11 protein-coding genes and 1 pseudogene are annotated in these 12864 nt (G+C 53.2%); 10 read left to right on the forward strand and 2 right to left on the reverse strand.

Going from position 1 to position 12864, the window contains the following annotated elements; all coding sequences use genetic code 11:
- Together ACOJWD_RS08605 and ACOJWD_RS08610 are read right to left on the reverse strand one after the other, a co-directional pair.
- Positions 1–425: pseudogene (locus tag ACOJWD_RS08605) on the reverse strand (glycosyl transferase); the annotation flags it as partial.
- Positions 426–489: 64 nt separating this feature from the next.
- A complete protein-coding gene (locus tag ACOJWD_RS08610) occupies positions 490–1098 on the reverse strand; it encodes a PadR family transcriptional regulator (protein ID WP_486992816.1) in 609 nt (202 codons plus the stop codon).
- Positions 1099–1337: 239 nt separating this feature from the next.
- Between ACOJWD_RS08610 and ACOJWD_RS08615 the strand changes: the two genes are divergently transcribed.
- The 10 genes from ACOJWD_RS08615 (at position 1338) to ACOJWD_RS08660 (ending at position 12747) form a co-directional block, all read left to right on the forward strand.
- Positions 1338–2249: an ABC transporter ATP-binding protein gene (locus tag ACOJWD_RS08615; protein WP_486992817.1), complete on the forward strand. Its 912-nt coding sequence runs from the start codon at positions 1338–1340 to the stop codon at positions 2247–2249.
- Positions 2246–3313 carry an ABC transporter permease gene (locus ACOJWD_RS08620; protein WP_486992818.1) on the forward strand — a complete coding sequence of 356 codons (1068 nt, stop codon included), beginning with the start codon at positions 2246–2248 and terminating at the stop codon, positions 3311–3313. The genes ACOJWD_RS08615 and ACOJWD_RS08620 overlap by 4 nt, the downstream gene beginning before the upstream one ends.
- Before the next feature lie 63 nt (positions 3314–3376).
- Complete coding sequence (locus tag ACOJWD_RS08625; RefSeq protein WP_486992819.1) at positions 3377–3766, forward strand: GntR family transcriptional regulator; 390 nt, start codon at positions 3377–3379, stop codon at positions 3764–3766.
- A 5-nt stretch (positions 3767–3771) separates the two neighbouring features.
- The gene (locus ACOJWD_RS08630; RefSeq protein WP_486992820.1) at positions 3772–4488 is read left to right on the forward strand and encodes an ABC transporter ATP-binding protein; all 717 of its coding nucleotides are present in this window, start codon (positions 3772–3774) and stop codon (positions 4486–4488) included.
- Positions 4485–5222, forward strand: a complete 738-nt coding sequence (locus ACOJWD_RS08635; RefSeq protein WP_486992821.1) for an ABC transporter permease subunit — start codon at positions 4485–4487, stop codon at positions 5220–5222. Before ACOJWD_RS08630 ends, ACOJWD_RS08635 begins: the two co-directional genes overlap by 4 nt.
- A gap of 256 nt (positions 5223–5478) precedes the next feature.
- The gene (locus ACOJWD_RS08640) at positions 5479–6252 is read left to right on the forward strand and encodes a sugar phosphate nucleotidyltransferase (protein ID WP_486992822.1); all 774 of its coding nucleotides are present in this window, start codon (positions 5479–5481) and stop codon (positions 6250–6252) included.
- Complete coding sequence (locus tag ACOJWD_RS08645) at positions 6249–8333, forward strand: glycosyl transferase (RefSeq protein WP_486992823.1); 2085 nt, start codon at positions 6249–6251, stop codon at positions 8331–8333. Before ACOJWD_RS08640 ends, ACOJWD_RS08645 begins: the two co-directional genes overlap by 4 nt.
- Before the next feature lie 39 nt (positions 8334–8372).
- Positions 8373–9371 (forward strand): NAD-dependent epimerase/dehydratase family protein, encoded by a 999-nt coding sequence (locus tag ACOJWD_RS08650; RefSeq protein ID WP_486992824.1) that lies wholly within the window; start codon positions 8373–8375, stop codon positions 9369–9371.
- An 18-nt stretch (positions 9372–9389) separates the two neighbouring features.
- Positions 9390–10478 carry a CDP-glucose 4,6-dehydratase gene (gene rfbG, locus ACOJWD_RS08655; RefSeq protein WP_486992825.1) on the forward strand — a complete coding sequence of 363 codons (1089 nt, stop codon included), beginning with the start codon at positions 9390–9392 and terminating at the stop codon, positions 10476–10478.
- Between the two features lie 535 nt (positions 10479–11013).
- Positions 11014–12747, forward strand: a complete 1734-nt coding sequence (locus tag ACOJWD_RS08660; protein WP_486992826.1) for a peptide ABC transporter substrate-binding protein — start codon at positions 11014–11016, stop codon at positions 12745–12747.
- The last annotated feature ends 117 nt before the right edge of the window (positions 12748–12864 follow it).

Raw genomic sequence — 12864 nt, forward strand, 5'->3', positions numbered from 1 at the left:
AACAGCTTTTGCAAACGTTTCTCAAATCCCTGCGATTGTACGGCGAAACTAGTACACGAATTAATAGCTGGCACACCGAGAATTTGTGCCAGTAAACGTCCCGAGCTAAACATCGAATCATGAATGACATAATCAAAGTGCTGCCCTTGAATCTCGTCGACCACTCTCGGAATCACCACATCGGTGGTACGCACTAGTCCCACCACGCGCCCCCATAAACTGCGTCCGCCACTCAAAAACGCCTCGAAAAGCGCTTTCGCGTCGCAGGTAATCACATTAGCGCCTGTGGCAACGATTGTGTCCCGCATAGAGTCCGCCGTAAAGTAGGTGACGTCCTCACCGTGCCGGAGCAATTCCTCGACCAATCCGAGTGTCGGGTTGATATGTCCTTCAGAGCCCACATTCATGAAAAGAACCCGTGCCAACGCCATCTCTCCCTGTTAAGAAAATTGTCATGCGTGTTTCGCCGATAACATGGTGGCCCAAAAGTTAGGACCGATCCCCGTGATCCCCATCGCTAGGGGGCCAATCCATACTCCAATGCAACGTCCCACTCTCTATGTCCACCAGGATTGATTGGACCCAGTGCAGTTCGGCTTCTCGCAGCACGATGGTATACTCTTGGTCCATGGTCAGTGCCCGATTTAGTTGCCGTTGCTCCCGGGCTGCCCGCAACTCTTCTCTTAAATGGTCAAGGTCGAACACCAAGTGAGCTATCCGTTCTCTAAGGAGGATCGCGACCTTCTCGGGAGCCATGTGCAACATCAGCGTTAATCCTGCCTCAAAATCTCCGTAGTCCTTTTGGGGTTGTCGCAACACGTCGCTTAACCAGAGCCGAAGCTCCTTTCGTCCGGTCACAGTGAGTCCATAGACTGTCCGCTCCGGCCGGTGGCCTTCACGAACGGTATCTAATTTCTCAATATATCCTCGTTTACGGAGACCATCAATGACGGTATAGAGCGATCCGAAATTTAATTTAATGCCGGCATCCCAATGGCGACTTTTCATGGTGGATAACATGTCGTACGGATGAGCCACCCGCTCCGACAGTAATGCCAATACGGCCAAGGCTAACGGATTCGTCGGTCGCTTGTCCATGACTCCCACACCTCCATTTCATAATACGCTACCGAATATCCTTATCCAAATATCTGTTGCCGCGGGAAACTTGCACACGGGATTGGCGTCCCTGAAACTCTCCCGATTTGGGCAATCACCACCCGATGGACGATTTCTTATTCCATCGGCGGTGATTAGTGTATTATATGTTATGGTACAGTTGATATTATTAATGATAGCCGTCGTAACCATGTCATCAGCAGAAAGAAGGGACAGATATGGCTAAAACATTGCGGTTAGAGAACGTGACCAAACGATACGGTTCCATGACCGCGGTAGACCATTTGACATTAACCGTGCCGAGCGGCACGATATTTGCCTTGCTCGGCCCCAATGGCGCCGGTAAGTCCACCACCCTGGAAATGATTGAGGGGCTGCGACGTCCCGATGAGGGGCATGTCTGGTGGGGTGATGTGGATGTCGCGCGCAACCCTCATGAAGCCCGATCGCATTTTGGTGTGCAACTGCAAAGCAGTGCATTTTTCGAGTTGTTAACGGTGCGAGAAACACTGGCCCTCTTCCAAAGTTTTTATCGTCATTCCCTAAAAGTCCCCGACCTCATTTCACGACTGGGTCTTGAGGAAAAACAAAACACGCGGGTCGGCGGCCTTTCAGGGGGACAGAAACAGCGTTTAGCCCTCGCGGTGGCCCTGATCAACGACCCTGAAGTGGTATTTCTCGATGAACCGTCGGCCGCTCTCGATCCGCAAGCGCGTCGCAATTTATGGCACGTCATTGCCGAATTAAAAAAAGAAGGGCGCACCGTCGTGCTCACCACCCATCACATGGACGAAGCCGAATTTTTAGCTGATCGCCTCGCCATCATTGATCACGGGCAGGTGCTCGACCAGGGAACCCCTCGCGAGCTCATTCAGCGTCACCTGCCTGCCGCCATGATCGAGGTAGCACGTTCGGTGGGCCTGGATGACCGAGTCACTCTCCCCCATGTCCGCCGGGTAGAGCAGCGAGACCAGGTGACCGTCGTGGTGACCGATCATTTGCAGGATACCTTAGTTGGACTCGTGAATTGGGCACAACACGAAGGGCGATCGATGACGGGGCTCTCCACTCGCAACGCCACCTTAGAGGATGTCTTCTTGGAACTCACAGGAAGGAGTTTACGTGAATGAACGCCATCATGAAGCTCACCCAAAGTCTTTTACGCCAAACCGTGCGGAATCGCCAAGGGTTATTCTGGACACTATTTTTCCCGCTCGTCTTAATGGTCGTATTTGGGTTTCTCGGCAACTCACAGACCCAAGTGAACCTCGCTGTGGTCGCTCCAGCCGGCCAGTCTAGTGCCGTCGTCACCGCCATGGAAAAGTCATCGCTTTTTCATATCCAATCCATGAGCCGCCAGTCCGCCCTCAAAGAGGTGCGGCTCGGGCAACTAGACGCAGCCCTCTTTCTTCCCGCTAAGCATACCTCAGGCACCAACACCCTTACCCTGCGGTACAACAATTCCAATGCCGTGAGCGCTCAACAAACCGTAGGGGCTGTTCAGGCCTTCGTGGCGCAAGCCGACATCAACCTCTCCGGCAAGCCCCCTCTCTTTCGCGTCTCGGCCCAAGCTATGACGCATTCCCACGGAGCCACCTACTTAGACTTTCTTTTGCCAGGCATTCTCGCACTCATGACCATGCAAAATAGTCTTTTCGGCATTGGGTCAGGCCTCACCCGGTGGAAAGAAAATGGCGTCCTACGGCGATTCCGCGCAACGCCGATAAAGCCGGTGCAATTTCTCACTGCGACGGTGATGAATTACCTGGTGGTGGGTCTGGCAAGTGCAGCCATCGTCATCGGTATCGCCACCACTATCCTCAAGGCATCGGTTTTAGTGCCCATCGGACCCATTTTGCTGGTGTTGTTATTGGGGATGGCGTCCTTTCTTTCGATTGGCTTTATTGTCGCAGGACTATCCAAAAGCCAAGAGGCCACCATTCCGATCATTAACCTCATTAGTTTTCCGATGATGTTTCTATCCGGAATCTTCTTCTCCGTCTCATCACTCCCGCGCGTTCTAGCCCAGATTGTCCAATATTTTCCACTTACCTATATCTCAAACGCCTTACGCGGCCTGATGAGTGGTCAACTCACCATGGCTTCGCGCGCGTTGCACACCGATATTATCGGCCTGGTGCTATGGATTGTGGTCACCGGCGTGGTCGCATCGCGGGTCTTCCGCTGGGAATAGGACCATGGCGCACGGTAGCCGCATACACAACCACACCCACGAATGGGCGTAGGAGGGATGTCATTGGAAGATCGCAACGTGGCTAGGCTCAATTTCACCATTGAGGTACGCCTGCCCATTTACGAGCAAATTGTCGAACAGCTCAGTGGAGCCATTGCCCGAGGCGAACTCGCACTCGGGGAAAAACTTCCCTCGGTTCGCGATCTCGCGCAAGGGCTTAAGGCCGCTCCCAATACCGTGGTTCATGCCTATCAGGAATTGGAACGGGCAGCCCTGATCGAAACCCGCCGCGGTCAAGGTACCTTCGTGACCACCTCCACCTCGGTCATTCAGGCATTTCGCACCCGTCTGGCCGCCGAGTTGGCCGAGCAGTTTGTTCAACAAATGGAACGATTGGGGTTCTCACTTCACGAGATTCGAGAGTTGTTGGTCGATCGACCCAAAGGAGGATAAGCGGAATGAATACCATGGCTGTAACCTGCACTAACGTCAATAAGCGCTATGGGAATCGGGTGGCACTCAATCACTTCACTGTCGCCATCCCGAAAGGACGTCTGGTGGGAATTTTCGGGCCGAATGGCTCGGGCAAATCTACGCTATTTCGCACGCTTATGGGCATTACCCGGCCCGATGCTGGCATCGTCCAGGTTCTCGGCAAACCTCCCGGATGGCAAACCAATGCCGAGGTCGCCTATTTACCCGACCGCGCCCGCTGGTATGAAAATCACACCGTCGAGGACGCGATTCATTGGGGAGAGCGTCTCTTCCCGTCCTTTGATTATTCCCATGCCATCACGCTGGCCGACGGTATGGGGCTTGACCGTCGTCAATCGGTCGCCGGCATGTCGCGCGGTACGGAGGCGCGACTCATGCTCCTGATGTGTCTAGCCCGAAAGGTCCCGTTACTCATTCTGGACGAACCCTTTAGCGGTATTGACCTCGTATCTCGCGACAACATCGTCAACGCGTTGCTGGACTACGCTGGCGATCAAGACAGCACGGTGCTGATGAGCACCCACGAACTAGCCGACACCGAATCAATTTTTGATTACGCGGTCTTTCTTCAGCACGGACAGGTGCTGCGAGCCGGGGATGTCGATGCCTTGAGACAAGAGTACGGTTCCATGCAAGACATGATGCGTATATTATATCGAGACGAGGTGGCCCATCCATGAGTGCCCGACCGACGCTTCGCGCTTTAACCCAACATGAACTGACTTATCGCCATAACCCTAGCCTAAGTCACGGTATGGCTCGTCATCCGCGCATTGTCTTTTTCGTCAGCGCCGTTATCTGGGTAGCGGTGGTAACCTGGCAAGGACCGCATGTCCACTTCAGTATGAATGACGGCTGGTATGCCACTTGGGCGCTTCCGTTTATGGCGCTTGGAGAAGCGAGTTCCCATACCAGCCGCGAGCAAAAAAACGGCACTCTCGGCTGGTGGTTGTCGTTACCGGCCCCGCGCTATTACCTCTTAGCGTCAAAATGGATGGCGTCCATCGTTGTCACCATACGCCAGTCTTCCTATTTAGGCGCTGTAGCCATCCTCGGCATTTATACCATGATCCTCAATCACACCTATTCCCTCTCGCTCATGTCCCACTTTTTAGTCACTGGGATCATCTGGACGCTTCTCATGTGCTGTCTCTTACCACCCTTCGCGGCGGTCGGTATTCTGCTCGGCACCCTCACTTTTTCCCGCTGGACGGATCTCAAAATCGCGGTGTGGGCGCTCCTGATTGCTGCCGCTGGGATACTCATCCACCCGCAGTTATACCTCACGGTGAGTCCCGCCATGGCCGTCCATGTCAAGCCGCTCTTCGCTCTAGCCGTCGCGGTCACTTGGCTATTGGGCGCTCTTATTTTTCAATGTTCCACCCTGATCATGAATCGTTATACCGCATTCTAAGTCACGCCATCGAGGATCACACACGGTAATGTTACCGTGGCCATTGACACCAAGACCTTGCGTTCAATAGCTCCGCGAGCTATTGAACGTCTTTGTCGTCAGCACCATGGCGGCCCGTGATAGCCCCCTCACCTCAGTCGGACACCCCAAGGCGTTCGCACAAATACATATATCTCCATTTTCATCAATTTTTACCTCCTGGGCAATCACAGCGACATTGCATGGCATATATTGACAGAGACAAAGGAGGAGTCGAATGATGCAAGTGGTGATTTTATGCGGTGGCAAAGGACTCCGAATGGGGAATTCTTCAGAAGGCCTTCCCAAACCGCTTTGTGAGGTGAATGGGCGCCCCATTCTGTGGCAGATTATGCAGTGGTATCGGAGATATGGCTATCACGACTTCTTTCTGCTCCTGGGGCATCAAGGGCACAAAATCAAAGAGTATTTTTTGCAATATCCCTGGCGATATGGGGATGTCTCGGTGAATCTTAGGAACCACCAACAGAAGCTTTTGACTGGGCCTGAGGATTGGCGCATTACCTTTGTCGATACCGGTATTGATGCGATGACAGGAGCGCGCCTTAAACAGGTGGAACATCTCATTACCGAAGAACACTTCATGCTCACCTATGGTGATGGTCTCGCCAACGTCAATGTTACCGCGTTGATGAATTTTCATCAATCCAAAAACACCGTCATGACCGTTACCGGTGTGAAGCGCCAAAGCCCCTTTGGAGCCTTCCGTGTCGATCAGGGAATTGCGACACGCTTTGTAGAAAAACCGACGCTACAAGGTTGGACCAACGGAGGCTTCTTTGTCTGTCATCGGTCCCTCTTTCAGTATTTATCCTCTGACCTCGATTGTGCTCTCGAAGACAAACCGATGCAAAGCCTAGCCCATGATGGTCAACTCGCCGTCTATCCCCACCATGGATTTTGGATTGGCATTGACACGCAAAAGGAGCTCCAAGAAGCCAACCAAAAATGGCCACAAATCCTTATCGAATCCGATAGGCGTGCCCCATGAACGGCCCCTTGGGCAACGTCTCAACGACCGACAGTCGACCCTCGGTGATGCAGTTTTGTAGCATCTGTGGTGCCGACTATGTGCTGCGCATGCTGACTCTTTATCAATCCCTCAACGCGCAATACTGCGCGTTCTGTTTGTGGATTGGGTGTATCGACCGGATTGCCTTTGACACGCTCTCTCGCCAGAACCTCACGAACGCCAAACTGTTTCTGGTGAGCGACATGGAGGATGACGCCTTATTGGCAGTCCGATCTCAGCGCGCCCTGAACGAATATTGCTGGACACTTAAGGCGCCGTTGATGGAGTATCTCTTAGTCTCCCAGTCGCTTGATCACATTGTCTATTGCGATGGGGACCTCTACTTTTTCTCTGACCCCACCGCGCTCTTTGACGAATGGGGAACCCAGTCGATCTACCTGTGCCCCCAGCGCGATCTGCTCGCCGTGGAGGCCGTCTATGGTACCTATCAGGCCGGACTCATCGGCTTCAAGCATGATGACATCGGCTTGGCCGCCCTACGATGGTGGAAGGATGAGTGCCTCTCCTGGTGTTTTGGCCGCACGGAATTAGGACGATTTGGAGATCAGAAGTATCTGGATGAATTTCCCGAACACTTTTCGCAAATCACCATCTCTGCCCATGGCGGCATTGACGCCGCCCCCTGGAACCTCATCTTCAATCCCCGCCATCAGTTTATTGGCGAACATGAGGGCTCAGTGTATCTCGACCATGAGCCCCTCATTGTCTATCACTTCGCGTGTCTTGATGTTTTTCAAGAGGATCTGTTTGATCTCTGGTCACTGCATCCTATCACCGTTCCCGTCGCTATCAAAGCCCATATCTATCTACCGTATCTAGCGGCCTTACGAAAACAAATAGCGATACTGGGTGGGGATGCGCCAGTGTTCTTCAGTGGACGCGACCCGTTATCTGCCAAGAGCTTGTATAAGGATTCGGCCTGGCGTCGGGAAATCGATCAAGCCTCCTCCTATTACCAGTTCTGTACTCTTGTCAGCACCTCCTATCTCCCCAAGCTTATGGCACTCTATGACTCTCTCAACGCCCACACCAGCCATTTTTGCCTGTGGGTTGCTGCGCTCGACGAGGAATCCTTGTTCGTCTTACAGTCCCTCGGCTGGCCTCACCTGCGCTTAATCCCGCTGGGGACTCTAGAGAATCCGGATCTTCAGCATCTAAAGAGCATCCGCTCTCTCAAAGAATACTCCTGGACCCTGAAGCCCTATCTACTGGAATACATTCTCACACACCATCTTGAAGTCGATGCCCTCCTCTATCTCGATGCTGATCTGTACTTCTTCGCTGATCCAGCCCCCATTTTCAAAGCCTGGGGAGAATACTCCATGTGTCTTTGTACCCAGAGGGCACCAGCCGAGGTGGAGTTTCGCCACGGCATCTATCAAGCGGGCCTTATTGGATTTCGACGCGAGCCAAATAGCCTTCAGATTCTCCGTGCTTGGAGAGATAAATGCCGCGAGTGGTGCTTTGATCAATTTGACGCCGTAGCGCTACGTTGGGGAGATCAGAAATATCTTGATTACATCCCCAATATTTTCTCAAACGTCAAGGTCATTCGAGATGCGGGCATCAATGCCGCTCCCTGGAATCTTGCCATGACCGATGGCCATCCCGTGACCCGCCGGGGAGAGCAGATCTATATTGATGATGCCCCGTTAATCTGTTACCACTTTGGCAGTCTTAATATCCTCGATAATGCGTGCTATGATCTATGGAGTGTCGAGCCGCTTTCATTTCAGGACTCCCTCATCGACCAGATTTATACTCCATACCTTGTGCGCGTGCAGCAAATGCAACAACAACTCTACCATCAGTTTCCCGACATCGCGATATCCGACAACTCCCTAACACCTTTCCACACCCCAGCGATGAATCCGTTTCAAATCACTGACTCCACCCTGCTCTCCTTAGCATCTTCGACAAAAAACTCACCGGTTACCCGCTCCCACCGGTGGCCGCCATGGAAGCGGAGTCACCAAAATGACAAGTCTCCGTCGGTGATCCAACGTTTACTGCGGGTGATCTCCCACCGTACCGATTGAAGGGAAATGTTCCGCGACTCGCAAAGGAGGGCGCATACCATGACGCAGCAGATGATCATGTCATCTCCCCCGCCGGTCTCCCGTTTAGAGGAGCTCCCGGTACTGGTCACAGGAGGCTTCGGATTTATGGGCTCTCATCTGGTACGACGACTGCACCACTTGGGGGCTAAAGTCGCTCTCATAGTGCGCTCCTCAACCAATCCGTGGCGCCTTCACGACCTCACCCCCGCACTTTATCCATATCCGGCGGATATTCGGGACCCGGATGAGGTCATGCACTGTGTCAAAGCCATCAAACCCCGCATCATTTTTCATCTCGCCGCCTATGGAACCAATCCGGAACAGGATGACCGTCAAGAGGCCATGGCGATCAATGTGCACGGCACCCTCAATGTCTTAGCCGCGGCTCAATCTTGTGCCGTCCCTCGCATGGTGAACGTAGGCAGTAGTTCGGAATATGGGAACATGCCCGCTCCGATTAGGGAGGATGCGGCTTTGCAACCGCTCGACATCTATGGCTCCAGTAAAGCGGCAGCCACCATTTTAGCCCAGCAAATGGCCCAAGATGGGCCAACCACTCTCATTACGCTTCGTCCTTTTGGAGTCTTTGGAGAATCTGAAGACCCGCACAAGCTCTTTAGCTACATTATCCTCACAACCCTCAAAGGAGGTCCCGTACGACTCACCACCTGTGAGCAATATCGCGATTATTGCTATGTTGGAAACGTGGTCGATGGCCTCTTGCTGGCGGCCACCGTACCTCAGATCCAGCACAACGTCTTTAACATCGGCACCGGCCAGGGCCGCCCCTTACACGACTACATCGAGCTTATCCGAGAAGCGTTACCAACACCGCCTCACATTCTTTATGGAGCGCGAGCGCAGCGCGGCCGAGAACGCCTCGCCCCGATACCCGATATTGGGCGCATTCAAGAGCAGTGGGGCTGGAATCCGAGGGTCTCCCTTGAAGAGGGCATTGAACAAACCGTACGCTGGTTTGTCCACCACCAGACGCAGGGACCATGGCATACGCACTAGACAAAGGAGGTCTCATCGATGTTAGGATTTGAATCCGCCTTTTCGGGCGAACGCGTATTCATTACCGGCAATACCGGATTTAAAGGGCAATGGCTGACCCTGTGGCTGCATTTGTTAGGAGCCCACATCGTCGGCTATGCCTTGCCGGATAGAGACTCCCAAGAGCTCCAATCCCTACCTCACATGACCCAAGTGTTTGCGGACATCCGCGATTTTGCAACACTTACCTCAGTGTTCCAAGACTATCATCCCACACTGGTTTTTCATCTCGCCGCGCAGCCGCTGGTGCAAAGAAGTTATGCCGATCCCCGCTACACCTATGACGTGAATGTGCTCGGCACCATGAATGTCTTAGAGGCGATGCGTGCCCAGACCGGCCGCTCTATCGGCATCATGGTCACCAGCGACAAGTGCTATCAAAATACCGAGACCTTAAAGGGCTATCGCGAATCTGACCCTCTCGGCGGGGATGATCCTTATAGTTCCAGTAAAGGCGCGGCTGAACTGTTAATTGCCTCCTACCGTCGCTCCTTCTTCCCCCTTCATCGCTACGATCAACATCAAAAAGTGATTGCCTCGGTACGGGCGGGCAACGTCATCGGTGGTGGAGACTGGTCTCCGAACCGACTGCTTCCCGACTGCATTCAGCACCTCATGGCTCATGAGGACATTCTTGTGAGACATCACTATGCTATACGTCCCTGGCAACATGTGCTGGAACCTCTAGGGGGTTACCTGTTATTAGCGTCCCGTCTGATGCACCATCCGAAAATGTTCTCGGGAGCATGGAATTTTGGCCCGGAGGCCGAAAGCCAGGTGTCGGTGCAAACGGTAGTCGAGAAGATGATCGCTCTTTGGGGGGAGGGTCGCTGGGTCCCGGTCTTTGAGGAGCCGGATTCCCTACACGAAACGGCCTCGTTACGCCTAGATACCACTAAAGCGACCCGGATTCTCAGTTGGACTCCTCGATGGGACCTCGACACCGCCCTTCAGAAGACCATCGACTGGTATAGAGGCTATGACCATAGCAATCGCATCGCTTTAAGCTTGCAACAGATTCATGAGTATAGCCGTTATCCACTAATAGGTCCCCTGAACCGCGCCTAACCAAAGGGGGGCCAATCGACCACTTGTCCGATATAGCCAGCGGGTATCGGCCGTGATGAAGGTCCATTCGCGTTATGATGTTAACAGCGAATACGATGTGAGAGAGCGGTCCGCAGTGTCTACCCATGCGCCATGGCACCGACTAGCATAGAGGTCCCAAGGGGACCATCAGGTCAATAGGTGCCTTAGAGGTCTTACGAAACGCATGGCGGAAAGAAAGGAAGCGGACCATGCTGTGCGCATTGAACCTCACGGAGGCTCAGTGGTTTTCATCCCCCATGACCCGTTCTGGAACGAGACTTTGGCGGGAGATTGTCGCCATCAATGGCACCCCACCCACGGCCCGTTCCGGCGATGTGCATGTCGCTCCAACGGATACCCTGTCCCCCGGCCACAAAAAATCTCCGGGACCGCAGCAGGAGTTGTCAGTCTTTTCGCGAAGTCATTAACTGTCGAACTTCAGTTCTCACATAAGAAATAACAACGTCTCTACTGTATGCGTGTTCTCTCACGATCCCTAAAAGGAGGGCCATCTATGAGTTCGCATCGGCCATGGCGATTTTGGTTCGCGATTATGGGTTTTCTCGGCATGATGGTAATGGTGGCCGGTTGTGGCTCGACCACCGGGAGCAGTGCAACACTAAGCAGCCAGAAGCCGCTGGTGGTCGGGCTCGCGCCAGAAGCACAGTTGAATTGGTGGCCACCGATTCAGTCGGCGACCGCTTGTGGTGATATCTTCGGGGGAGGTGGATCCAATGGTCCGCAACCGTACGTGCCGCTGGTCTTCGCCAATGGCAGTGACCAAATCGATTTGGCCAGCTCGATTGCCTCCAATATTGCGGTGAGTCATCATGATACCACCTACACCATTACTCTCAACCCCAAGTGGCATTGGTCCAATGGCACGGCCGTCACCGCTGCCGATGTGGTGTACGATTGGGACTTAATTCATGCGGCCACGGAACCCGCCTCCACGCTGGCCTATTGCTTTATGGGGTCGGGCGGCGTTCCGAAGGACTGGCAAAGTGTCGTAGCCACCGGAGCGCATACACTAGTGGTCACGACCACCACGTCGGTCAACCCTGTCTGGTTCGAGCATAATGGGTTAAGTCAATTAGCGCCCATTCCGAAGTCGGTGTGGGACCGCTATCCCAATTTGCAACAAGAACTAACCTGGATTAAGAGCATTAGCGACGATCCGCTCAATCCCGTATATCAAGTGGTGGACGGTCCCTATCGGATTAAGAAAGTGGTCGATAATCAATATTGGGAGTATGTCGCCAATCCCCATTATGATGGCAAGACCAAACCCGCGATCAAAACCGTGATCTACGAATATGAACCGTCTCCATCGGACACCTTTGTCCAACTGAAAAGTGGTGAATTGGCGTTTGCCTCTCTACCCTATTCGTTCTATCAATCGGCCTTAAAACTGACGAATTATACCGTGGTACCGGAAGTCTGGTATGGCTTTACGGGAATTGCGCTCAATATGCATACCGCCGCCGGGACCGTAGGCCAGTTGTTTAATAACCTCTATATTCGTCAGGCGATGCAAATGGGGATCAATCAGCAAAGTTATATCACCCACATCTTCCATGGGATGGGAGTGGCCAATTATAGCCCGGTTCCCAGCACGCCCAAAAGCCCGTACTGGGATAGTGCCATCGGCGATCCGTATCCGTATAATCCGTCGGCCGGCAAGGCCCTCTTAGAACAACATGGGTGGTCAATGCATCACGGCGTGATGGAAAAGAACGGCGAATCTCTCGCTTTCACGCTTACCTATGGCACGGGGTCCACCAGTGTGCAGAGCATTGCCCAGTTGCTGCAGGAGAGTTGGGCGCAAGAAGGGATTAAAATCACCCTTGAGCCCATGAGTCCGCAGACAGTGAGCGGGATGGCCGGAACGCCCGCCGACGCCAACAAGTGGGACATTATCATGGGGGCGGATCTTGATTGGGGTTATGGTCCCGATTTCTATCCCACTGGAGGCGATTTGTTTTCGAGTACCGGAGGGTATAATGTGGCGGGATATGATAGTCCAACCATGAATCAACTCATTGACGATACCTATTTGGGTGGCACACCAAGTCAAATCAAGACGCGTCTCAATAACTATCTCAGCTATGCTGCGCAACAACTGCCCATTTTGTGGCTACCCAACAAAGATGATTTGGAAGTCGTAAATAAGGACGTAGTGGGATTCAAGCAGCACTGGAACACCTTACAGCAATACGTCCCGGACAACCAACTCAGCATGAAGTAAGACCCTCAGGGCTCTGGCTCAATGCCGGAGCCCTTAATTTGCGGTAAGGAGCGAATCCCATGGATGACATGAGCCGAATTTGGGCCGAAGAATGTATGATTGATCCCGAAGTCACCT

It is taken from the genome of Sulfobacillus sp. TH-112 (assembly GCF_057473405.1).

Excerpts from the sequence above, each read along its gene's own strand:
- ACOJWD_RS08660 (WP_486992826.1), top strand. The coding sequence starts at position 11,014 with ATGAGTTCGCATCGGCCATGGCGATTTTGGTTCGCGATTATGGGTTTT.
- ACOJWD_RS08645 (WP_486992823.1), top strand. The coding sequence starts at position 6,249 with ATGAACGGCCCCTTGGGCAACGTCTCAACGACCGACAGTCGACCCTCG.
- ACOJWD_RS08640 (WP_486992822.1), top strand. The coding sequence starts at position 5,479 with ATGATGCAAGTGGTGATTTTATGCGGTGGCAAAGGACTCCGAATGGGG.
- ACOJWD_RS08615 (WP_486992817.1), top strand. The coding sequence starts at position 1,338 with ATGGCTAAAACATTGCGGTTAGAGAACGTGACCAAACGATACGGTTCC.
- ACOJWD_RS08620 (WP_486992818.1), top strand. The coding sequence starts at position 2,246 with ATGAACGCCATCATGAAGCTCACCCAAAGTCTTTTACGCCAAACCGTG.
- ACOJWD_RS08635 (WP_486992821.1), top strand. The coding sequence starts at position 4,485 with ATGAGTGCCCGACCGACGCTTCGCGCTTTAACCCAACATGAACTGACT.
- ACOJWD_RS08630 (WP_486992820.1), top strand. The coding sequence starts at position 3,772 with ATGAATACCATGGCTGTAACCTGCACTAACGTCAATAAGCGCTATGGG.
- ACOJWD_RS08610 (WP_486992816.1), bottom strand. The coding sequence starts at position 1,098 with ATGGACAAGCGACCGACGAATCCGTTAGCCTTGGCCGTATTGGCATTA.
- rfbG (WP_486992825.1), top strand. The coding sequence starts at position 9,390 with ATGTTAGGATTTGAATCCGCCTTTTCGGGCGAACGCGTATTCATTACC.
- ACOJWD_RS08650 (WP_486992824.1), top strand. The coding sequence starts at position 8,373 with ATGACGCAGCAGATGATCATGTCATCTCCCCCGCCGGTCTCCCGTTTA.